Annotated in this window: 20 protein-coding genes; 14 read left to right on the top strand and 6 right to left on the bottom strand. The window is 42.0% G+C overall.

Annotation, left to right across the window (positions count from 1 at the left end; all coding sequences use genetic code 11):
• Both topA and BV214_RS02985 read right to left on the bottom strand, forming a co-directional pair.
• Positions 1–2,508: a type I DNA topoisomerase gene (topA, locus tag BV214_RS02990; protein WP_086475976.1), complete on the bottom strand. Its 2,508-nt coding sequence runs from the start codon at positions 2,506–2,508 to the stop codon at positions 1–3.
• A 141-nt stretch (positions 2,509–2,649) separates the two neighbouring features.
• Positions 2,650–3,042: a hypothetical protein gene (locus BV214_RS02985; protein ID WP_086475975.1), complete on the bottom strand. Its 393-nt coding sequence runs from the start codon at positions 3,040–3,042 to the stop codon at positions 2,650–2,652.
• A 298-nt stretch (positions 3,043–3,340) separates the two neighbouring features.
• Here BV214_RS02985 and miaB point away from each other — a divergent pair, with 298 nt between their 5' ends.
• The 7 genes from miaB to groL all read left to right on the top strand — a co-directional run bounded on the left by miaB (position 3,341) and on the right by groL (position 10,134).
• On the top strand, positions 3,341–4,786 hold the full coding sequence (gene miaB, locus BV214_RS02980) for a tRNA (N6-isopentenyl adenosine(37)-C2)-methylthiotransferase MiaB (protein ID WP_086475974.1): 1,446 nt from the start codon (positions 3,341–3,343) through the stop codon (positions 4,784–4,786).
• A gap of 4 nt (positions 4,787–4,790) precedes the next feature.
• The gene (locus BV214_RS02975; protein ID WP_086475973.1) at positions 4,791–6,062 is read left to right on the top strand and encodes a sigma-54 interaction domain-containing protein; all 1,272 of its coding nucleotides are present in this window, start codon (positions 4,791–4,793) and stop codon (positions 6,060–6,062) included.
• Positions 6,063–6,164: 102 nt separating this feature from the next.
• Positions 6,165–6,683 carry an LptE family protein gene (locus tag BV214_RS02970; protein WP_086475972.1) on the top strand — a complete coding sequence of 173 codons (519 nt, stop codon included), beginning with the start codon at positions 6,165–6,167 and terminating at the stop codon, positions 6,681–6,683.
• 3 nt (positions 6,684–6,686) lie between these two features.
• Positions 6,687–7,607, top strand: a complete 921-nt coding sequence (locus BV214_RS02965) for a hypothetical protein (protein ID WP_086475971.1) — start codon at positions 6,687–6,689, stop codon at positions 7,605–7,607.
• A 4-nt stretch (positions 7,608–7,611) separates the two neighbouring features.
• A complete protein-coding gene (gene secG, locus BV214_RS02960; protein ID WP_086475970.1) occupies positions 7,612–7,971 on the top strand; it encodes a preprotein translocase subunit SecG in 360 nt (119 codons plus the stop codon).
• Between the two features lie 143 nt (positions 7,972–8,114).
• The gene (locus BV214_RS02955; RefSeq protein ID WP_086475969.1) at positions 8,115–8,393 is read left to right on the top strand and encodes a co-chaperone GroES; all 279 of its coding nucleotides are present in this window, start codon (positions 8,115–8,117) and stop codon (positions 8,391–8,393) included.
• Positions 8,394–8,499: 106 nt separating this feature from the next.
• Positions 8,500–10,134, top strand: coding sequence for a chaperonin GroEL (gene groL / locus BV214_RS02950; protein ID WP_086475968.1), 1,635 nt, complete (start codon positions 8,500–8,502; stop codon positions 10,132–10,134).
• A gap of 96 nt (positions 10,135–10,230) precedes the next feature.
• On the opposite strand, the gene BV214_RS02945 is transcribed toward groL, so the two are convergent.
• From BV214_RS02945 to BV214_RS02935, 3 genes are all read right to left on the bottom strand, one after another.
• The gene (locus tag BV214_RS02945; RefSeq protein ID WP_086475967.1) at positions 10,231–10,593 is read right to left on the bottom strand and encodes a heavy-metal-associated domain-containing protein; all 363 of its coding nucleotides are present in this window, start codon (positions 10,591–10,593) and stop codon (positions 10,231–10,233) included.
• 35 nt (positions 10,594–10,628) lie between these two features.
• A complete protein-coding gene (locus BV214_RS02940) occupies positions 10,629–12,863 on the bottom strand; it encodes a TonB-dependent receptor (protein ID WP_086475966.1) in 2,235 nt (744 codons plus the stop codon).
• Between the two features lie 95 nt (positions 12,864–12,958).
• Positions 12,959–13,378: an HYC_CC_PP family protein gene (locus BV214_RS02935; protein ID WP_086475965.1), complete on the bottom strand. Its 420-nt coding sequence runs from the start codon at positions 13,376–13,378 to the stop codon at positions 12,959–12,961.
• A 174-nt stretch (positions 13,379–13,552) separates the two neighbouring features.
• On the opposite strand from BV214_RS02935, the gene BV214_RS02930 reads away from it, so the two are divergent.
• The 7 genes from BV214_RS02930 to rodA all read left to right on the top strand — a co-directional run bounded on the left by BV214_RS02930 (position 13,553) and on the right by rodA (position 21,286).
• Positions 13,553–14,005 carry a GAF domain-containing protein gene (locus BV214_RS02930; RefSeq protein WP_086475964.1) on the top strand — a complete coding sequence of 151 codons (453 nt, stop codon included), beginning with the start codon at positions 13,553–13,555 and terminating at the stop codon, positions 14,003–14,005.
• A gap of 91 nt (positions 14,006–14,096) precedes the next feature.
• On the top strand, positions 14,097–15,629 hold the full coding sequence (gene purH / locus BV214_RS02925; protein WP_086475963.1) for a bifunctional phosphoribosylaminoimidazolecarboxamide formyltransferase/IMP cyclohydrolase: 1,533 nt from the start codon (positions 14,097–14,099) through the stop codon (positions 15,627–15,629).
• A 56-nt stretch (positions 15,630–15,685) separates the two neighbouring features.
• A complete protein-coding gene (locus tag BV214_RS02920) occupies positions 15,686–16,714 on the top strand; it encodes a rod shape-determining protein (RefSeq protein ID WP_086475962.1) in 1,029 nt (342 codons plus the stop codon).
• A gap of 116 nt (positions 16,715–16,830) precedes the next feature.
• The gene (gene mreC / locus BV214_RS02915) at positions 16,831–17,646 is read left to right on the top strand and encodes a rod shape-determining protein MreC (protein WP_086475961.1); all 816 of its coding nucleotides are present in this window, start codon (positions 16,831–16,833) and stop codon (positions 17,644–17,646) included.
• Positions 17,639–18,148: a rod shape-determining protein MreD gene (gene mreD / locus BV214_RS02910; protein ID WP_086475960.1), complete on the top strand. Its 510-nt coding sequence runs from the start codon at positions 17,639–17,641 to the stop codon at positions 18,146–18,148. The genes mreC and mreD overlap by 8 nt, the downstream gene beginning before the upstream one ends.
• Positions 18,145–20,013: a peptidoglycan D,D-transpeptidase FtsI family protein gene (locus BV214_RS02905; RefSeq protein WP_086475959.1), complete on the top strand. Its 1,869-nt coding sequence runs from the start codon at positions 18,145–18,147 to the stop codon at positions 20,011–20,013. Before mreD ends, BV214_RS02905 begins: the two co-directional genes overlap by 4 nt.
• Entirely contained in the window at positions 20,003–21,286 is a 1,284-nt protein-coding gene (gene rodA / locus BV214_RS02900; protein WP_086475958.1) for a rod shape-determining protein RodA, read from the top strand. The genes BV214_RS02905 and rodA overlap by 11 nt, the downstream gene beginning before the upstream one ends.
• Here rodA and BV214_RS02895 read toward each other — a convergent pair.
• Positions 21,283–22,098 carry a DNA/RNA non-specific endonuclease gene (locus BV214_RS02895; RefSeq protein ID WP_086475957.1) on the bottom strand — a complete coding sequence of 272 codons (816 nt, stop codon included), beginning with the start codon at positions 22,096–22,098 and terminating at the stop codon, positions 21,283–21,285. The genes rodA and BV214_RS02895 overlap by 4 nt on opposite strands.
• Positions 22,099–22,173 lie beyond the last annotated feature (75 nt).

The raw sequence follows: 22,173 nt of genomic DNA, 5'->3' as shown, positions 1-22,173 counted from the left end.
TTACTTTTTAGTCTTTGGTTTTGCCTTTGCTTTTGATTTTGCTTTGGCTTTCTTCTTAGGCGTTTTTTTCTCGATCAATGCCTTTGCTTCTTCCAAGCTTATCTTGGTAGGATCTACGTCTTTTGAAACCTCTACCTTAATCTTACCCTTTATAATGTTATGCCTTCCCCACCTAGCCTTTTCAATACGGATCCCTTCTTCTGGCCACTCCTGTATTAATTTATCGATCTCTTTTTGCTTTTTCACCTCTATCAATTCCTCAATATCGGCTTTGGTAAGGTTGTCGTAATCGTATTTCTTGTTTACATTGATGAACATCCCGTCCCATTTAATAAATGGTCCAAACCTCCCAACACCTTTGGTCACCTCTTTACCTTCGTACATTGCGATGGGGGCGTCTGCCTTTTGTTTTTCCACAATAAGCTCTATAGCTCTATCCATCGTAATTTCCATGGCACTTTCTCCCTTGGCCATAGAGATAAATGTTTTCCCAAATTTCACATAAGGTCCAAATCTACCCACATTAGCTTCTACTTCCTCTCCTTCATACTCCCCTAGCTTTCTAGGTAATTTAAACAGGTCCATGGCCTCCTCATAGGTGATGGTGCCTAGGGATTGATCTGGCAACAAACTGGCAAACAAGGGTTTCTCTTCATCGTCTACCGTCCCAATTTGCACCATGGGTCCAAACCTCCCCAACCTAACGGACACCTGCCTGCCCGACTCTGGATCGGTTCCAAGGATGCGCTCTCCACTGGCCCTATCTGCGTTTTCTTCCACATGTATTACCTGAGGATGAAAATCACTATAGAAATTCTTCATCACCTTTTGCCAATCTTCGTTTCCGGAGGCAATCTCATCAAACTGCTCTTCTACCTTTGCGGTAAAATGGTAGTCCAAAATAGATTCGAAATGTCCTACTAGGAAATCGGTCACAATGATCCCAATATCAGTGGGCACCATTTTCCCTTTGTCCGAGCCTACATTTTCGGTTAATTCTTGGGTCGATATTTTATCAGCTTTAAACCGCAGCTGCACATATTTCCGCTCCGTTCCTTCTATATTCCCCTTTTCTATATAGCCCCTATTTTGAATAGTAGAGATCGTAGGCGCATAGGTAGAAGGTCTTCCAATTCCCAACTCTTCCAACTTCTTCACCAAGGAAGCCTCTGTGAAACGGTAGGGCGCTCTGGAGAATCGTTCTGTAGCGGTTATATACCTATTCTCCAATGCCTCCCCTTCTTTCATGGCAGGAAGCATTCCTTCTTGCTCTTCAGCAATATCTTCTTCGTCCGTTCCTTCTAAATACACTTTAAGGAAACCATCAAATTTTATCACCTCCCCATTGGCAGTAAACTCTTCTTTATGGGTATTGGCCTTTATTTTCACGTTGGTACGCTCTAACTGAGCATCGCTCATTTGCGAGGCTAGGGTACGCTTCCAAATAAGTTCGTACAATTTGGCCTGATCCCGCTCCAAAGAAGGAGATTGATTGTTCATATCTGTAGGGCGAATGGCCTCGTGTGCCTCCTGGGCACCCTTTGTCTTACCCGTAAAGTTTCTAACCTTACTGTACTCTTCCCCGTAATTTTTAATGATAGCATCCTTGGCAGCACCAATTGCCTCACTGGAAAGATTTACGCTATCCGTTCTCATGTATGTTATCAATCCAGCTTCATATAATCGCTGTGCTACTTGCATGGTCTTAGAAACCGAGAAATACAATTTCCTAGATGCCTCCTGTTGCAGGGTGGAAGTAGTAAAGGGCGCTGCGGGCGATTTTTTCGCCGGTTTCTTCTCTAATTTCGCTACCGAAAAGCTGGCTCCTATATTTTGTTTTAAAAAGTCTTCCGCGGCCTTTTTACTAGCATAGGTCTTATTTAATTTAGCGGTAACTATGCTACCCTCACTCGTCTTAAACTCGGCCGAAATCCTAAAGGCTGCCTCAGGAACAAAGGCCTCGATAGCTCTTTCTCTTTCCACTATTAACCGTACAGCTACAGACTGCACCCTACCGGCAGAAAGTCCCGGTTTTATTTTTTTCCAAAGTACGGGCGATAATTCGTACCCCACTAAACGATCTAACACCCTTCTCGCTTGCTGAGCGTTTACTAGGTTGTAATTAATCTCCCTTGGATTTTCAATTGCTTTTTGGATTGCAGATTTGGTAATGGAGTTAAAGACGATCCGATTGGTCTTCTTTTTGTCCAATTTCAACTCCTCGGTTAAATGCCAAGAAATAGCCTCTCCCTCTCGGTCCTCATCACTGGCCAGCCATACGGTTTCTGCCTTTTTAGCAAGATCCCTTAGTTTTTTGACCACCGCTTTTTTATCCTTATCCACGATATACTTAGGGGCAAAATTATTTTCCACATCCACACCCAATTCCTTGGAAGGTAAATCGGCAATATGCCCAAAACTGGAGGTTACCTTAAAGTCCTTTCCTAAAAATTTCTCAATAGTCTTTGCCTTAGCAGGAGACTCTACAATTACTAAATTCTTTGCCATTAACTCGTTTTTGGAGAAACAAAAGTAACTGATTTTTTTAATTTCATGCCATCAGGTTCTTATATGACACAAAAAATCACCTGGCAAAAACAGGTGATTTCGATAAAATATTGGAATAAAATTTTAGAATTTGGCAATTCTTCAGTAGACAAACTCGGGCTCTCCATCCCTACAGATTAACCCAGCAGGCTTTTCCACCACCGCACAGTCAGACACCACACCATGCGCTTCATTGTAGGCCGCCATTGCCTCGTTATACCGCTTTACCTTGTCTTTAAAAAGCACCGTGTCTATCTTCGTGGAATAAGCGATGTAAGACTGGGGTCCGCCGCAGGCCTTGGAACCAAAAGCTGTAAATCGCCACTCAGCACTATCCACACAGGTTTCCCTTTTCGCCATTTTCTGAATTCCTGCATGCAAACTTTTTAATTGCGCTTCATCCCCTATGGGATCCCCCGTACTCGAACACGAGAAAACCAGTAAAGAGAGGGGCACTATTAGAAACCTATAATTTTTTAAAAAAAAGTATACCATTCTTATATATTGTTTAAACCATTTAATTCTACCCTAAGCTAGGATAATCCAGCCCAACAATCTCCACAGGAAAGAGGCCTTAAAATATCACATCCCTCAGCAGTCCTATAATAGATGTGGAATAACCCATTGCGTTGCGTAACCAAAAAGCCCTGCTTCATTGCTTCCTTAGACAAGCTATATAATAAGGTATAAATGACAGCACTTTTTATTTTATTTTTAACTGTCAATATGTCACATGTCTCCATATAATGCTATCTTTGCAAACCAATAAAGCAAAAAGCATATTTACCATAACATGGAGAAGACAATAGATGAATCCATACAAGGAACTGCCTTATCCCTACAAGCTAAGGAAGCAAGTTCCAGAAAATTATACATAGAGAGCTATGGTTGCGCCATGAATTTTTCGGACAGTGAAATAGTGGCTTCCATCTTATCAAAAGAGGGGTTTAGCACCACCCAGGAATTGGAAGATGCAGACTTAGTACTGGTAAACACCTGCTCTATTAGAGAAAAGGCAGAACTTACCATTCGCAAGCGATTGGAAAAATTTAACGCAGTTAAACGTCACCGTCCCCATATGAAGGTTGGTGTGTTGGGTTGCATGGCCGAAAGGCTAAAAGCCAAGTTACTGGAGGAGGAGAAAATTGTAGATATGGTAGTAGGCCCGGATGCCTACAAAGACCTACCCAATTTAATAAGCGAAGTAGATGGGGGCCGAAATGCGGTAAACGTCCTTCTTTCCAAGGAAGAAACCTATGGGGATATTTCCCCGGTTCGACTTAACACCAACGGGGTTTCTGCCTTTGTATCTATTACCCGTGGATGCGATAATATGTGTACTTTCTGCGTTGTTCCCTTTACTAGGGGCAGGGAGCGAAGCAGGGATCCCCAATCCATTTTGGAAGAGGTAACAGACCTTGTAGGTAAGGGTTATAAAGAAATAACCTTACTAGGGCAGAATGTAGATAGCTACCTATGGTACGGTGGTGGCCTAAAGAAGGATTTTAAGCACGCCTCGGAAATACAAAAAGCCACTTCGGTAAACTTTGCCAGTCTATTGGAAATGGTGGCGCAGGCACATCCAAAACTAAGAATCCGTTTCTCTACCTCCAATCCTCAGGACATGACCCTGGATGTGATAAGAGTGGTGGGTAAATATGAAAATGTCTGCAATTACATTCACCTTCCGGTGCAAAGTGGTAGCAATAGCATTCTTCAGAAAATGAATAGGCAACATACTCGTGAGGAGTATTTGGAATTGGTAAGAAATATCATGGAGATTATTCCAGACTGTTCAATATCCCAAGATATGATTGCTGGCTTTCCAACGGAAACGGAAGATGACCATCAGGATACCTTATCCTTAATGCGGGAGGTAAAATATGATTTTGGCTATATGTACGCATATTCGGAAAGACCGGGCACGGCAGCTGCCAAAAACCTGGAAGACGATGTCCCGGAAGCAACCAAAAAGCGAAGACTGCAAGAAATCATTGACCTACAGCGGGAACACAGTCATTACCGAAGCAAACAACAGCTAGGGAAGACCGTAGAAGTCCTTATTGAAGGAACCTCCAAAAAATCCGAACTAGATTGGATGGGCAGAAACTCCCAAAATGCGGTAGTGGTATTCCCCAAGGAACACTATAAACCTGGGGATTTCGTCAATGTAAAAATCAATGATTGCACCTCAGGAACCCTGCTAGGAACCCCTGTAGGATATTCTCATAATAATTAAGTCCATGGAATCGATCCAAGCAACAAAACAACGATATGAAATTGTTGGCAACGATGTGAAGCTGAATCGTGCCATTGAAAAGGCCATCCAAGTTGCCCCTACGGATATTTCCGTATTGGTAACCGGGGAGAGTGGTGTGGGGAAAGAGGCCATCCCAAAAATTATTCACTCCCTTTCCCATAGAAAGCACGCCAAATATATAGCGGTTAACTGTGGTGCCATCCCCGAAGGAACCATTGACAGTGAACTCTTCGGACATGAGAAAGGGGCGTTTACCGGGGCCACCGCTACTAGAAGCGGTTATTTTGAAGTAGCCGACGGCGGCACCATATTTTTGGATGAAGTGGGCGAACTCCCGCTAACCACCCAGGTTAGATTATTACGGGTATTGGAAAACGGGGAGTTCCTAAAGGTAGGTTCTTCCCAGGTTCAGAAAACGGATGTTAGGATAGTAGCGGCGACCAATGTGAATATGTTCGAAGCTATTAAAAAGGAAAAATTCCGTGAAGATCTGTACTATAGATTAAGTACCGTAGAGATCAATATACCGCCCTTAAGAGAACGGAAGGACGATATTCACCTGTTATTTAGAAAATTCGCTGCAGATTTTGGGCAGAAATACAAAATGCCTACCATCAGATTGGAAGATGATGCAGTTCAGCTGCTTGTTAAATACCGCTGGCCCGGAAACATCCGGCAATTGCGAAATATCGCCGAACAGATTTCCGTCTTGGAGGAGAGCAGAATTATTTCCCTCGCTACCCTAAACAGCTATTTACCTAACGCAGGGAACACCAACCTGCCCGCTATAGTGGAAGAGGACAAAAAGAAGGGCGATTTTAGCAATGAAAGGGAAATTCTCTATAAGGTCTTATTTGACATGAAGGGGGATCTAAACGACCTTAAAAAGCTGACGCTAGAACTGCTGAACAACAACGACAGCGCAAAAGTACAGGAGGAAAACGAGAATCTAATCCGAAAAATATACGGGAAAGAAGAAGAAATCTATACGGAGGAAGAGGAGGAAGTAGCTCCTAGTATTTTGGAATTACCAAGACCTCCTATGGACAGCCCAAGCAGCCCCCCTTCAAAAGAGGACAAGTATCATTTTGCGGAGGAAATAGAAGAGGAAGAAACCCTATCTTTACAAGAAAAGGAAATAGAACTCATCAAAAAATCCTTGGAAAGAAATAAAGGAAAAAGAAAAGCAGCCTCCCAAGAGCTGGGAATATCGGAACGTACCTTATACCGAAAAATTAAACAATACAATCTGTAGACGAATGGCAGTGGGCAGTGATCAGTGGGCAGTGATCAGTGGGCAGTGGGCAGTGAACAGTAGTCAGTGAACAGTAGTCAGTGGACAGTAAGAAAAAAGAGAATGATAAAGAGTAAACAGTTTATTTTTATGCTTGTCTTGGTGGCAGGTATTTCTAGTTGTGGTATCTATAACTTTACCGGAGGTGATGTGGGAAGCGCCAAAACTTTCCAGGTACCTTATTTTCAAAACTATGCCTCCCAAAATCCGGGATCTACGTTTGAGCCAGGAATGGACAGGGATTTTACTTTGGCGCTACAAGACCTAATCCTAAACCAGACCAGCCTTAACTTAGTTACCTCTAACGGAGACCTTTTATACGAAGGGGAAATTGTGGAATACCGCATTTCTCCAATGTCTGCCACCGCGCAGCAGACCGCTGCCCAAAACAGACTGACCATTGCAGTGAATGTTCGATTTTTTAACAACACCAAACAAGATGTTGATTTTGAACAGCGTTTTTCGTTCTTTTATGATTACCCGGCAAATTCACAGTTTTCTACTGTGAAGGACCAAGCCCATCAAGTCATCTTTGAGCGTATCACTCAAGACATATTCAACAAATCATTGGCAGATTGGTAATCTATGAACGTACAGGATTTTACATACCTACTACAAAACCCTGATAAACTGGTTTCCCCAGTGCAGACCCACCAATTGGAAGACATTTTGGAAGAATATCCATATTTCCAAGCGGCTAGGGCCATGCACTTAAAAGGCTTGCGCAACCTCAACAGCTTTAAGTATAACAACGCCCTTAAAGTTACGGCCGCCTATACCGCAGATAGGGATATCTTGTTCGACTTTATCACTTCCAAAGATTTTCTCCAGAATACGATTGCCGATTCTATTTCTGGGAAAACCACCCCGCTAAACGAAACCCCCACCGTTTCCGAAGAAGTTAAGTCGGAGTTTAAGGAAGAGCAATCCCTGATTGCCACTTCGGAGGACGAACCATGGCCCCGTACTGCAAAGGACGCCAATCAAATTTTAGATCCCTCCCTATTCACCTCCAAGGACCCCAAAATAGATGAATCCTTAGCCGAGGATAAAAAAAAAGCGGAAGAAATTCTTGAAATAGGGAAACCCCTTAGCTTTTCAAAAAAAGAACGCTACTCATTTGGTGAATGGTTACAGCTCACCAACCAACCACAAAAAAGGGAGAAAAACACGCCACAGACAGCCTCAAAACCCAAAAAAAAGGAGTCGGCCCAAAACAATTCTGACCACAAAAAGAAAAAATTTGAACTTATAGATAAGTTCATTCAGGCCAATCCCAAAATAGTCCCCAAAGAGAATACTACTAAGGTATCCATTAAAGATTCCCTGACCATTGACCAGAACGAACTGATGACCGCTACCCTTGCCAAGGTATATGTGGAGCAGAAAAAATACAAACAAGCCATACAGGCTTACAGAATTTTAAGTTTGAAATATCCAGAAAAAAGTAGTTTCTTTGCTGACCGAATAAAAGCGGTGGAAAAATTACAACAAGATAAAACATAATTTGATGAATACTACATTTACAATATTCTTAGTCCTGATCATTTTGGTGGCCCTTTTACTAATGTTAGTCATTATGGTACAAAACCCAAAAGGAGGAGGCCTCTCTAGCTCTTTCGGAGGTGGCGGAAGTCAGGTTGTAGGAGGTGTTAAAAAAACAGGAGATTTCCTAGACAGAAGTACTTGGACCCTAGCCGCTCTTTTAGTGGTATTGATCCTGGTATCTAACATAGCGGTAAAAGGCAGCTTTAGCGATACCGATTCTAAATTACTGAATGGAGACCCCATTGAAAATACTACCCCAGGTGTATTACCTGGAGCTCCGGCAACAACACCTGCCAACAATGCTACGGATAGCGTAGAATAAGGACTAAAAGACATAAATCTTACAACAATGCCAGCTTTCGTGACAAGCTGGCATTTTTATTTCATAAAGTGTCAGTTTTTCAACAATGGCATAATTTCTGCCATAATCATTGGAAATTAATAACAATTTAAAATCTAATTAATATGGCTAAAGTTAGCATTAAACCATTAGCGGATAGAGTTCTTATAGAGCCTATGGCTGCAGAAACCAAGACTGCTTCCGGTCTTTACATTCCAGATACCGCAAAAGAAAAACCACAACAAGGCAAGGTAGTAGCTGTTGGTCCCGGTACTGACGAAGCTAAAGTAACCCTTAAGGTTGGTGACACTGTTCTTTATGGAAAATATGCCGGCACAGAGCTAAAATTGGAAGGTAACGAATACTTAATGATGCGCGAGAGCGACATCCTAGCGATCATTTAATTAAATTCTATAGCTCCCACCTACTTGGGGGCGCCTAATCGTTTTAATTAAAATTTAATATTAATCAGATTCCCGTTTATGCGGGATAGCACAATACAAATTAATTATGGCAAAAGATATAACATTTGATATCGATGCAAGAGACGGCTTAAAACGCGGTGTTGATGCATTGGCTAATGCAGTAAAAGTAACCTTGGGACCAAGGGGTAGAAACGTAATTATCAGCAAATCATTCGGCGCACCAAACATCACTAAGGATGGTGTTACCGTAGCTAAGGAAATAGAATTGGTAGACACCCTGGAAAATATGGGTGCCCAGATGGTAAAGGAAGTTGCTTCCAAAACCAACGATTTGGCAGGTGATGGTACTACTACTGCTACCGTACTTGCTCAGGCAATCGTAAAAGAAGGACTTAAGAACGTTGCGGCCGGTGCAAATCCGATGGACCTTAAAAGAGGTATAGACAAGGCTGTAAGTACTATCATCGCAGACTTGGCCAACCAAGCCAAGAAGGTTGGTGATTCTTCCGATAAAATTAAGCAGGTTGCTTCTATTTCCGCCAATAACGACCAAACTATTGGCGACTTAATTGCACAAGCATTTAGCAAAGTTGGCAAGGAAGGGGTTATTACCGTGGAAGAGGCCAAAGGAATGGAAACCTATGTAGACGTTGTTGAAGGAATGCAGTTTGACAGAGGGTACCTATCTCCATATTTTGTAACTGATTCTGAAAAGATGACTGCAGATTTGGACGACCCTTACATTCTTCTTTACGACAAGAAGATTTCTTCCATGAAGGATCTTTTACCAGTATTGGAGCCAGTAGCTCAGTCTGGAAAACCATTATTGATCATCGCAGAGGACGTAGATGGTGAAGCATTGGCCACTTTGGTTGTAAACAAACTAAGAGGTTCTTTGAAAATTGCAGCGGTAAAAGCCCCAGGTTTTGGAGACAGAAGAAAAGCTATGTTAGAAGACATCGCTATCCTAACTGGTGGTACCGTAATTTCTGAGGAAAGAGGCTTTACTATGGAAAACGCTACCTTGGAAATGTTGGGTACCTGTGAGAAGATTTCCATTGACAAGGACAATACTACTGTTGTAAACGGCGCTGGAGACCCAGAAGCTATTAAGACTAGAGTAAACCAGATTAAAGCTCAAATAGAGAGCACTACTTCTGATTACGACAAAGAAAAACTTCAGGAGCGTTTGGCTAAATTAGCCGGTGGAGTTGCTGTACTATATGTAGGTGCCGCTTCCGAAGTAGAAATGAAAGAGAAGAAAGACAGGGTAGACGATGCACTACACGCTACTAGAGCAGCTGTAGAAGAAGGTATCGTTGCCGGTGGAGGAGTTGCCTTGATCAGAACCAAAGCACTTCTATCCGAAATAAAAGCAGAAACTCCTGATGAGGAGACTGGTATCCAGATAGTAGCCAGAGCTATTGAGGCTCCATTGAGAATTATCGTTGCCAATGCAGGTGGCGAAGGTTCCGTAGTGGTTGCTAAGGTATTGGACGGTAAAGGTGACTTTGGATATGATGCCAAGACCGAAGAGTACGTAGACATGATTAAAGCGGGTATTATTGACCCAAAGAAAGTAACCAGAATTGCATTGGAAAATGCAGCTTCGGTTGCCGGAATGATCTTAACTACCGAGTGTGCCCTAACCGACATCAAGGAGGATGCTCCTTCAGGTCCACAAGCCCCAATGGGTGGAGGAATGCCTGGAATGATGTAATAGCATCTTGCTAAAACAAGCACTTATTAAAAAAGCCGTTCTTGAAAATTTCAAGAACGGCTTTTCGTTTTAATCCCCCTAAAAGATCAAGAGACCTTAATGCTGCTCGCCATCATCCGAATTATCTTCGCGATACTTGCAGCAAGGATGTATGCCGTTATAGACCTCATCGGCAGCTTTCAACTCCTTGGTATCATGCCCAACAGCTACGATGGCCATTTTAATTTTCATGGAATTGGTTTTACGCTCATCCATTATAATGGATAATTGATGCGTAGGAATATCCCAAGAGGCAAATTTAACCCCCTTCACCCCTAAAGCCGCTTCTTCTATTCGCTCTTTACACATGGAGCACTTCCCGTTAACCTCAAAGGTTAATTTTTTATTTTTCTCCTGTCCGAAGGCCACTAATGAAATTACAGCAAAGACAAGACCCAAGAATATTTTTTTTAGCTTCATATTTCTTCTTTTTATCAATTATTGTTCCTATAAAATTATAATTTATATCTAAATCCTGTATAAAACATTCTTCCCATAGTAGGACCATAGATAATAGTGGTATCAAAATTAGCGCCAAAGGGATCCCCTGCACTCAAGACAGGGCGATCCTGAACATAGTCCGTCAAATTCTCTCCTCCAATATAAATTTCAAATTTATTGGAGAACACCCTGGTCAGCTGGGCGTTCATCAACCCAAATGAAGGTGAAAACTCTCCCAGTTGATATTCGGCTGCATTACTAGTAGTATTGGGCAGGCGTTGCTTCCCCAAAACATGTAGGGTATAGTCCATTCGCCAAAGGGAACCGTTTTCCTTTGCTTTGGTGACGTATCCAATATTGGTAAAGAATCTGTGCTGCGCCTGCAATGGCTTTTGCAAAGACCCCGATAGGTAATCGGTTGTTACGTCGTAGTACTTATAGGCGGTTCTTACCTCTACATTTTCTAGGAGTTCATGGTTCAACTCAACCTGAAAGCTTTTAGCCCTACTCTTTCCATCCAAATTATAAAAGGAGACCGCCCGTGGATCTTCCCAATCTACCACTACCTGATTCTTAAAGTCCGTAACATAATAGTCCAGTGAGAAGTTTCCAGGCCTATTAAAAAGTGTGAATCCCTGTAAAAAGCCCATTCCGTAATTCCAGGCATCCTCTGCTTCTAGGCCATAGGCACCACTACCCTGCCCAGCTAAAACAATTTCGCGTGCAGACCCAAACATTTGCTGGTTTTCGGCAAAAATATTGGCTGCTTTTCTACCTCGGCCAACCGAACCCTTAAGACTGGCCCGCTCCCAAGGAAGATAGCGTAGATGTAACCTAGGGGTCACAAATTCCCCCAAATTATTATGCGCATCCACCCTTAATCCGGCAGTAAGACTCCATTGCTTTAAATCATCGTAACTATATTCAAAATAGGCCCCTGCGGATTTATCTACCCTAGAGTGATCTACCGCGTTCACCATTTCGATATAGCCGTCATAGGCGATGGTTAAACCCGTCTTAAACTTACTTCTTGTATCGCCAATAATAGAACTGAACTGCAAATTGGTATAACTACTCTCATGATCTATATGATACTGATTAAAGCCAAAATAAGAATCCTGCTTATGCAAACTATAAGCTGTTTGAAAACTTAGGCTCTGAAAAGGAAGCTCGGGAAAAACGTAACCTATTTTTAAGGAAGAATCAAACCGCCTCGTATCTATCTCACTCCCCCAGGAGTTAGTGGTGAACTTGTCTGTAGCCGGATTAAAATTGATCTCTCCCGTTTGCTTATCGTCCTTTAAAAATCGGAGATTAATAAAGCTCACCCATCCCTTTTCCGGATTTTGATACTGCCATCTGTTTAGAATATTAACCTGACCACCCAAGGGGGCATCTAAGAATCCATCATTATTCCCATCCTCCTTGGCGTTCCTATAATTACCATGCAGGTAGAGTCCGGAACTCCATTTATCGTTTAGCGCGTGGTTGAGATGCGTATTCAGCTCCAGCCTCCCATTCATATTGGCATACCCATTCACAAAAACACGCTCATCGGTAAAGGGCTTTACCAGCTCTGCATTTATCTGTCCAGATATACTCTCGTAGCCGTTCACCACACTTCCACCACCCTTGGTGATCTGAATGCTTTCTACCCAAGTCCCCGGCACAAAACTAAGTCCGTACACCTGAGACGCACCACGCACCATGGGGATATTTTCTTGGGTTATCAACAAATAGGGACTGGTAAGTCCTAACATTTGAATTTGTTTAGTTCCCGAGAGTGCATCGGAAAAATTCACATCTATAGACGGATTGGTCTCAAAACTTTCGGATAGATTACAGCAGGCAGCCTTTAACAGCTCTGCGCTGTTAATAGTTACCACGTTCTGCGTACTAAAATAGGACTTTTGCAAAGCATCCCTCTTCTTCTGCACTACCACCTCCTCCAATTCATTGGAAGGCTTTAGGTGGTGCCGCAGCACTTTTGGTGCATTAATTAGCAGGGTATCTGTCTTAAACCCTATATAACTCACCACCAACCGATTAAACTCTGGATTAAATGGAATGCTGAAGCTACCATCCTCACCACTTATGGTCCCGGTTTGTGAGTTTAACCAATATACATTGGCGCCGGACAACCCAATCTCTTTTCCATTTGGGTTAGATTCTAATATCACCCCTTCTACATGTTGGGAAAATATCAGTATAGGAAGGCCCAATAAAACAACTGTCAAAAAACGTTTCATTACTATAATTTTCAATATTAATATTATACAAATACACGACATACCCCCACATCGGTTTATAGATGCAGAACGTTGAAATAAATATTAATACAAATTCAAAGTAGAAAAACCTGGTAGCGCACTTGCAACTCCCCTAATTGGAGGGAGGGCGCTCTGTAGTTGTTGGGAATGGAAGGATCAAATAATAGTTCTGGGTGATGACTTGGAACCGCTGTAGGCACCATAAAAATAAAAGGAAGCTCCCATTTTAAGTCCTTAATGGAAGAATAAACAAGGTCTTCCAAGCCCTTAATTGACAGCACTTCACTACTACAGCAAGGAGGTTCCTCTACTGTAAAATCTAGCATTCCCGTTTCTAGATCAGCAATAGTACCACAGCTTTCCGCTTCCTGAAAAAAAGCAATATCCAATAAGTTCCCAAAACAGTAATGCTTTTTTACCGTCCAGGAAACCGTAGCTGCCAGCACTAAAAAGGACAGCAATAAGGAGGATATCTTAAAAAGGATTTTTTTCATCAACACAAAAATAAGTAATTATATATACACCTTCGCCCTGTCATCCTAAAACTTCTTCCTATTTCTCCCCACCCAATACTTAATAAAAACCACCTAAACAAAATACTGGAAAAGAGCACTCCCAAATCTTGCAGACAATTTTGGGAAATAAGGTTATTTTTGCAAAAAAATACTATGCTCCATCAACTAAAACCAAAAGTTTCGGACATCTTAAATGCTTCCGACAATGATATTCAGGCAAAACTCCAAGCAGTTTGCACTTTACTGAAGGACAGTGTCCCCTATTATGATTGGGTCGGATTCTATTTTAGGAACGGCACCAAGGAAGAACTTATCCTAGGACCCTATGCGGGCGAGCCCACAGACCATACCGTAATCCCGTTTGGAAAGGGCATCTGCGGACAGGTGGCCGTATCTAACCAAAACTTTGTGGTCCCAGACGTTAAGGCTCAAGACAATTACATTGCCTGTAGCCTCACCGTTAAATCCGAAATAGTGGTGCCACTCTTTGTGGATGGGGAAAATATTGGGCAAATAGATATCGACTCTAACACTCTGGACCCCTTTACGGAAGAAGATGAGCGCTTTTTGGAATTCGTCAATCAAGAAGTGTCTAAAATTTATTAAACTTTACGCTGATTGTTGTTAATCCTGCTGTTTTTAAGCACAAAAAAACTACTTTTACAACCTGATAATTTATAACAATAAGTACAAAAAAATGAGCACCTCTAAAAAAGCTACCTCGGCCCTTATTTCAGTATTCCATAAAGATGGTCTGGCACCCTTGGTAAAAAAACTTAACGAACTGGGAATCACCATCTATTCTACTGGTGGCACGGAAAAGTTTATTAAAGAATTGGGCATCGATGTAGTTCCGGTAGAGGACATTACAAGTTACCCTTCCATACTGGGAGGTCGTGTTAAAACCTTGCACCCAAAAGTATTTGGGGGAATTTTGAACCGTCAGGACAATCAAGGGGACCGCGATCAGCTGAAGGAATTTGGCATCCCACAATTGGATATTGTTATCGTAGACTTATATCCTTTCGAAAAAACGGTAGCCAGTGGAGCTTCCGAAGAAGATATTATTGAAAAAATAGACATAGGAGGTATTTCCTTGATCCGTGCAGCTGCCAAGAATTACAAAGACACCCTTTGTGTTTCCTCTATGAACGATTACGACGAGGTGTTAGAAATAATGACCCAAGGAAACGGCAGTACCACTTTGGAAGAACGCAAGCGTTTTGCAACAAGATCTTTCAACATTTCTTCTCACTACGATTCGGCTATCTTCAATTACTTTAACAAAGATCTGGAGCAGCCCGCATTGAAACTTAGCGAGCTTAATGGACAGATTCTTAGGTACGGGGAAAACCCACACCAAAAAGGATTTTTCTTTGGGGATTTTGATGCTATGTTCCAGAAATTGAACGGAAAAGAACTCTCCTACAACAACTTATTGGATGTAGACGCCGCGGTAAACTTAATGGAAGAATTTAAAGAGGACGAGCCTACTTTTGCCATCCTAAAACACAACAATGCCTGTGGTTTGGCCACCCGCCCAACCTTAAAACAAGCCTACCTTGACGCATTGGCGGGAGATCCAGTATCTGCCTTTGGAGGTGTGCTTATTAGCAACAAGGAGATAGACGAAGCTACTGCTACGGAAATCCACTCTCTTTTCTGTGAGGTGATCATTGCACCTAGCTATACAAAGGAGGCCTTGGACCTTCTAAAAGGCAAGAAGAACCGTATCATCTTAATCAAAAAAGATGTAGCCCTGCCAAACACTACGGTAAGAACCTGTTTAAATGGTGTATTACTACAAGATAAAGACAACAAGACCGATGCTTTGGAAGACCTTACTAACGTTACCAAGACGCAAGCCACAGACCAAGAGTTAGAAGATTTAATCTTCGCTTCTAAGCTGTGTAAACACACCAAAAGCAACACCATAGTATTGGCCAAAAACAAGCAGCTTTGTGCCAGCGGTACCGGACAAACTTCCCGTGTAGACGCTCTAAACCAAGCAATTCACAAAGCCAAATCCTTTAATTTCGATTTAAATGGAGCGGTTATGGCCAGTGATGCCTTTTTTCCTTTCCCAGATTGTGTAGAAATTGCGCATAAAAGTGGTATTACTAGCGTTATACAACCTGGAGGGTCTATTAAAGATCAGTTGAGCATAGATTATTGCGATGAAAATGGAATTTCTATGGTAATGACTGGCACCCGCCATTTTAAACATTAATTTCCTTACTTTTGACGATAACATTGACTTTTAATCCGAAAACAAACAGCTAAAAAATGGGATTCTTTGATTTATTAACCGAGGAGATAGCGATAGATTTAGGTACCGCTAACACCCTGATTATCCACAACGACAAAGTTGCAGTGGACAGTCCGTCCATTGTTGCCAGGGACAGAATTAGTGGCAAAATCATAGCGGTTGGTAAAGAAGCCAGTATGATGCAGGGGAAGACCCATGAAAACATCAAGACCATTAGGCCGTTAAAGGATGGAGTTATTGCCGATTTTGATGCCTCGGAAAAGATGATCAGTATGTTCATTAAGAACATACCAGCCCTCAAAAATAAATGGTTCCCACCGGCATTGCGCATGGTTATCTGTATCCCATCCGGAATTACGGAGGTGGAAATGAGAGCGGTAAAAGAATCTGCAGAGCGAGTTAACGGAAAGGAAGTATACTTAATTCACGAACCCATGGCCGCTGCCATAGGTATTGGCCTGGATATTATGCAGCCCAAGGGAAATATGATTGTCGATATAGGTGGTGGAACCACGGAGATCGCTGTAATTGCACTTGGAGGCATTGTTTGTGACAAATCGGTTAAAATTGCAGGGGATGTATTTACCAATGACATCATCTACTATATGCGTACCCAGCACAACCTTTATGTCGGTGAAAGCACTGCCGAAAACATTAAGATTACCATCGGTTCCGCAACCGAGGACCTACAATCCCCTCCGGATGAAATGTCGGTTCAGGGACGAGACCTGCTTACCGGTAAACCAAAGCAAGTTTCCGTTTCCTACAGGGAAATAGCGAAGGCTTTGGATAAATCTATCCTAAGGGTAGAGGATGCGGTTATGGAAACCTTATCGCAAACCCCACCAGAATTGGCTGCGGATATTTACAATACAGGAATCTACTTAGCAGGAGGTGGCTCTATGCTTAGGGGACTAGACCGACGCTTATCGCAGAAAACGGACTTGCCCGTATATATTGCCGAAGATCCTTTAAGGGCCGTTGTAAGGGGAACCGGAATCGCCTTGAAGAATTTGGACCGCTACAAAAGTATTTTAATTAAATAAATCTTAGAAAAGCTCCCTTTTTGGGAGCTTCCTATAATCCACAAATAAATCCAAACCAACCTTTACCCAATAATTCACCAATTACTAATGAAGGTTAAATAAATTAATTCTAGTACATGCAGCAGATTATAAATTTTATATTAAAATATAAAAACTTCCTGCTCTATGTATTTTTATTGACCATAGCATTGGTATTTACCGTAAGAGCACGCTCTTATCACCATTCCAAGTTTTTTAATTCGGCCAATTGGCTTACGGGCAATGTCTACGAATCTACCCACAGTGTTTCCTCTTTTTTTAGCCTAGGAACAGAAAACGAAAAACTGGTGGAAGAAAACAAATGGCTTCGCCAACAGTTATACAATCTGGAAAAAGCACCACCAGAACCTCTAGATAGCACTAAAATTACCTATAGCGTAACTGCTGCCAAGATTATAAAGAATAGCTATTCACTACCGAGAAACTATATTACCCTGGACAAGGGCCGTGTAGACGGATTGGAAATAGACATGGGGGTTATTACCTCCAAGGGGATTCTTGGTATTGTAGAGCACACCTCCAAAAACTTTTCAATGGTACAGAGCATTTTAAATGTGAGGTCTAGGATTAATGCAAAAATCCTGAACACCAATCATTATGGCTCCTTGGTATGGGACACCAAAGACTACCGTACCGTGCAATTAAAGGATATAGAGCGACTAGTACCCTTAAAAGTAGGAGATACCATTGTTACCGGTGCAAGCTCCAGTATTTTCCCAGAAAATATTCCCATTGGCGTAATAGCGCATTTTGAGGTGAACCCTAACCATAGCTCCTACCAAATAGATGTTAAATTATTTAATGACATGACCACGGTAAAGAACGTGTACATCATTAAAAACAACCAACGAGAAGAAATCATAGAACTAGAATCTAAAGTAGGTAATGATTAGTAATAACGCCCTTTTTATTGTTATTAGATTTTTACTATTAATTATAGTACAGGTCCTGGTGTTCAATAATCTGAATTATTTTGGTTATATAAACCCCATGGTGTATCTACTTTTCCTATACTGGTACCCCATAAACGACCAGCGGGCTTTCTTTATACTTTGGAGTTTTTTGCTAGGCCTTATGGTCGACTGGTTTTCAGACACCATGGCCATACATGCAGCGGCCACCGTAACCATTGCGTATTTACGTCCAGCCATTATGCGCTTTTGTTTTGGCTCTAATCTAGAATTTCAAAACTTCCGAATATCCAGTACCACCCAAGCACAACAAATAGTATTTCTAACCTTATTGATCTTTATACATCATTTGATATTCTTTTCCCTGGAAATTTTCAGTTTAGGAAATACTCTGCTAATTTTGAAAAAAGTTTTATTCACGGGATTGGCCACCTTGGTAATAAGCTTGCTACTGCGGACACTTTTTAGTATTAAAAAGCGATGAGAAAGATACTGTTATCCTCAATAATCTTATTGGCGGGATTAACTTTTATAGGCAGATTATCCTATCTGCAAATATTTAGTTTCTCCCCAAACCAATTATTGGAAGATCCGGCCATAAAAGCAGTATACGATTACCCAGAAAGAGGGTACATCTATGATAGAAACGGTGAATTGTTGGTAGCCAACCAACCGGCCTACGACGTAATGGTGATACCCGGTGATGTAAAACCGCTAGATACCCTAGAATTTTGTGGACTACTGGGCATTGACAAGGAGCACTTTATACAACAGTTGAAAAGGGCCCGCACCTACTCCCCAAGACTTCCCTCGGTTTTGGTTCCCCAACTTTCCAAACAAGATTATGGTAGGCTTCAGGAAAAAATGAGAAGGTTTGAAGGCTTTTATATTCAAAAGCGATCGCTACGTTATTATGATACCAATAGTGGCGCCAATGTCCTTGGATATATCAGCGAAGTGAACCCATGGGATTTAAAGAAAAACCCTTCCTATGCTGCCGGAGAATTAAAAGGAACAACGGGGATAGAAAAGGAATACGAAGAAATATTAAGAGGCCGTAAGGGAGTAAAATACATTCAGAAAGACCGTTTTAATAGGGATATTGGTCCCTATAAGGACGGTGCTTTGGACACCCTACCGATACAAGGGCAACAGATTACGGTTACTTTGGATAAATCTCTCCAGGAATACGGCGAAAAGTTAATGGTAGGGAAACACGGAGGAATTGTGGCCTTGGAGCCCAGTTCCGGGGAAATATTGGCCCTTATTTCAGGACCCAGCTATGACCCATCCATTTTAGTAGGACGCGAGCGGTCTAGAAATTACAGTAAGCTGCATTACGACAGTATTTCCAAGCCCACTTTTGATAGAGCCTTGCTGGCATCCCAAGCCCCTGGATCTCCCTTTAAAATTTTAAATGCTTTGGTAGGACTTCAGGAGGGTGCCATTACCACGGAAACTACCATTCAATGTTACAACGGATTCTTTGTGGGAAGAAGAAAACGAGGCTGCCATTGTGGAGGTGGTTTGCGCAACCTACATACAGGCCTCTACCGGTCTTGTAATGCTTTTTCCGCTGGAGTCTTTAGAAGATTTTACGATCAGTTCAATAGTACCGGCGAGGGACAAGAAGCTTGGGAAAAGCATATGAAAAGTTTTGGTTTGGGTACTTATTTAGGCTACGACCTCCCAACGGGAAGACCGGGACGGATCCCCAGTAGAGAATATTACGATCGGGTATACGGGGCTAATAGATGGGCACCCACCTATATTATATCGAATGCTATAGGACAGGGAGAAGTAGAGACCACTCCTATCCAACTGGCTAACATGACAGCGGCAATCGCTAACCGAGGGTATTATTATACCCCTCACATATTAAAAAAGATAGGTTCCGAAAACATTTCAAATCCAAAATTCACGGAAGCAAAACACACCACCATAGACAAACGTCATTTTGAGCCTGTAATTCAGGCTATGGCAGATGTTTATAAACAGGGGACGGCCAGATGGCTCCAAGTAAAAGACTTGGAAATAGCAGGAAAGACCGGAACCGTGGAAAACTTTACAAGAATTAACGGAGTAAGAACCCAATTGACGGATAACTCCGTATTTGTGGCCTTTGCACCTGTAAACAATCCCAAAATTGCCATAGCGGTATATGTAGAAAATGGTTACTTTGGAAGTCGGTATGCAGGACATATTGCCACCTTAATGATTGAAAAATATCTGAATGGGGAAATTAGTAGGAAAGATCTTGAGAAAAGAATGCTAGAAAAAACATTGGAGCACGAATATGCCAAGCCCTATAGTGGTAAACCTTTTAAAATAAACGAGCGTGCCTGGTAGAAGTACAGTAAGACGGTTAGATTGGATTAGTATAATCTTTTACCTTTCCCTAGTTTTTATGGGCTGGATTAATATTTATTCCACCGCCTTTGACGAGAACTACCCTTCAGTATTCAATTTTTATACCCTCTACGGGAAGCAATTACTGTTTTTTGGAGCAAGCATAGTAACTATTGTTATTATCCTTGGCCTTGAAGCTAGCTTTTACGAACGCTTTGCCACCATCTTTTACCTGGCTTCCATAGTACTCCTACTGGGCCTCTATCCCTTTGGGCGCACCATTAATGGGGCTACCGCTTGGTACGACCTCGGTTTCTTTAACCTTCAGCCAGCAGAGCTTGCCAAGATGACTACGGCATTGGCATTGGCCAAGTATTTAAACGACATACAAACAGATATAAAGCGTCTAAAAGATCAATTTTACGCCTTTTTAATTATTCTTATCCCTGCAGCGCTTATCTTTCTGCAGCCCGACCCTGGAAGCGCACTAACCTTCTTCTTCTTGGCATTTGTAATTTTTAGAGAGGGATTGCCTTTATACTATTTGGGTCTTGGAACAACCGTAATTGTTATTTTTATTACCACGCTTATGTTTGGCACCGTATGGTTGATAATAGGAATTGGACTGGCGTTAGCTTTATTTATGCTATTAAAGAAACCATCCTTTAAGGTTCCCCTCCTACCTATAGTACTAAGTTATTTGGCAATTATCCTATTCTCCCTTTCTGTTGATTTTGTTTACGACACCGTGTTAAAACAGCACCATAGAGATAGATTTAGCCTATGGCTACGTTTGGAAAAGGACCCTAGGAAAATGAATGAAATTCAGCGTACGATAGGGTATAACACCCATCAATCTGAAAAAGCCATAGAATCTGGAGGATTTTTTGGGAAGGGCTTTATGCAGGGCACCCGCACCAAAGGCAACTTTGTACCGGAACAACACACCGATTATATATTTAGTACTGTAGGCGAGGAATGGGGTTTTGTAGGGACTTCTTCGGTGGTCATTATATTTACCCTTTTGCTCCTTCGATTGGCTTTCTTGGCAGAACGACAAAAGAACCCCTTTAGCAGAATGTACGGCTATGGGGTAATCTGCATCCTGTTTATCCATTATTTTATAAACATCGGGATGGTAATAGGTATATTACCCACTATAGGGATTCCACTTCCCTTCTTTAGTTATGGAGGATCTGGACTGGTGTTCTTTACCGCCTTACTATTTGTCTTCCTTAAATTGGACGCCAATAGAATGAACGAATTGGGTTAAAATTTCCAAGCCTTTGTATTCACGGTCGCCTCCAGCTTTTCCTGCAGCTCACTTGGCACGCCTTGAAAAAAATCGATCCCTGTTAATTCCTCCACTTGGTCCACCGGCACTACAAAACGCTTTAGACCTACGTCCGTTTTCTCATTAGGGATAAGGAAGGCTATTACCTTAAGGGCCTCCCCTTCCCCTTTTGCTACTATCTTATAGAAATATTGGGGCACAGCCACTTGTTCCCTTCCTATGGTGGGCAAATTTCCCCTTAGGACCCCTGCCGTCACTACGGTTAGTGGGCCTTCCCTCTTAGCCCAGCGCCGAACTTGCTGCTCTAACCTATTCCACACGCCCCCATTAAAATCCGGATGTTGCGGACTAATATTACTGGTGTAGAAGGTCTCGTCATAGGCAGCCTGCGTAAACTTTCTGTCCCCAGCAGGGCACAAATGCCCACGATTATACCCAGACCCCTTGTAATTTCTCCAATCTGCAGAAGCTGTTTTCACCTTGGGATCCTGAATAAAATAAGGCCGCGTTCTATCGTCCTGGGTAATATGGGACCTATCTACCCGATAGGCAACCCACTCTGCCTGTTCGTGTTTTTCACTATAAGACAACATATAATGATTGTGATGCACCACCGCCCCCGTACTAGAGCTGGGCCAATAATCTTTGGACACCGTTGTTTCTGGCGCCATATAAGTCGTTGTCCTAGTAGCACTGGCAGGTGAATAATAAGTATCAAACCACCAAAACCCCACTATACAAAGAATCATTAAGAGGGTATAAATGATCTTATTTTTCCTAATTTTATTCATATATTACAATTAACCCAAACTTAGGTGGCGGACTATCTAATAGTGTAAGCTCCCCACTTAAAATACGACTACTAT

The sequence above is a fragment of the Arenibacter amylolyticus genome, from assembly GCF_002150785.1.
GTDB lineage: Bacteria > Bacteroidota > Bacteroidia > Flavobacteriales > Flavobacteriaceae > Arenibacter > Arenibacter amylolyticus.
The sequence above is the reverse complement of the archived record's forward strand: the minus strand, read 5'-3'. Positions and strand labels throughout refer to the sequence as shown.

Bases quoted from the DNA above. Each gene is read 5' to 3' on its own strand.
- topA (WP_086475976.1), bottom strand. From the start codon at position 2,508: ATGGCAAAGAATTTAGTAATTGTAGAGTCTCCTGCTAAGGCAAAGACT.
- BV214_RS02985 (WP_086475975.1), bottom strand. From the start codon at position 3,042: ATGGTATACTTTTTTTTAAAAAATTATAGGTTTCTAATAGTGCCCCTC.
- miaB (WP_086475974.1), top strand. From the start codon at position 3,341: ATGGAGAAGACAATAGATGAATCCATACAAGGAACTGCCTTATCCCTA.
- BV214_RS02975 (WP_086475973.1), top strand. From the start codon at position 4,791: ATGGAATCGATCCAAGCAACAAAACAACGATATGAAATTGTTGGCAAC.
- BV214_RS02970 (WP_086475972.1), top strand. From the start codon at position 6,165: ATGATAAAGAGTAAACAGTTTATTTTTATGCTTGTCTTGGTGGCAGGT.
- BV214_RS02965 (WP_086475971.1), top strand. From the start codon at position 6,687: ATGAACGTACAGGATTTTACATACCTACTACAAAACCCTGATAAACTG.
- secG (WP_086475970.1), top strand. From the start codon at position 7,612: ATGAATACTACATTTACAATATTCTTAGTCCTGATCATTTTGGTGGCC.
- BV214_RS02955 (WP_086475969.1), top strand. From the start codon at position 8,115: ATGGCTAAAGTTAGCATTAAACCATTAGCGGATAGAGTTCTTATAGAG.
- groL (WP_086475968.1), top strand. From the start codon at position 8,500: ATGGCAAAAGATATAACATTTGATATCGATGCAAGAGACGGCTTAAAA.
- BV214_RS02945 (WP_086475967.1), bottom strand. From the start codon at position 10,593: ATGAAGCTAAAAAAAATATTCTTGGGTCTTGTCTTTGCTGTAATTTCA.
- BV214_RS02940 (WP_086475966.1), bottom strand. From the start codon at position 12,863: ATGAAACGTTTTTTGACAGTTGTTTTATTGGGCCTTCCTATACTGATA.
- BV214_RS02935 (WP_086475965.1), bottom strand. From the start codon at position 13,378: ATGAAAAAAATCCTTTTTAAGATATCCTCCTTATTGCTGTCCTTTTTA.
- BV214_RS02930 (WP_086475964.1), top strand. From the start codon at position 13,553: ATGCTCCATCAACTAAAACCAAAAGTTTCGGACATCTTAAATGCTTCC.
- purH (WP_086475963.1), top strand. From the start codon at position 14,097: ATGAGCACCTCTAAAAAAGCTACCTCGGCCCTTATTTCAGTATTCCAT.
- BV214_RS02920 (WP_086475962.1), top strand. From the start codon at position 15,686: ATGGGATTCTTTGATTTATTAACCGAGGAGATAGCGATAGATTTAGGT.
- mreC (WP_086475961.1), top strand. From the start codon at position 16,831: ATGCAGCAGATTATAAATTTTATATTAAAATATAAAAACTTCCTGCTC.
- mreD (WP_086475960.1), top strand. From the start codon at position 17,639: ATGATTAGTAATAACGCCCTTTTTATTGTTATTAGATTTTTACTATTA.
- BV214_RS02905 (WP_086475959.1), top strand. From the start codon at position 18,145: ATGAGAAAGATACTGTTATCCTCAATAATCTTATTGGCGGGATTAACT.
- BV214_RS02895 (WP_086475957.1), bottom strand. From the start codon at position 22,098: ATGAATAAAATTAGGAAAAATAAGATCATTTATACCCTCTTAATGATT.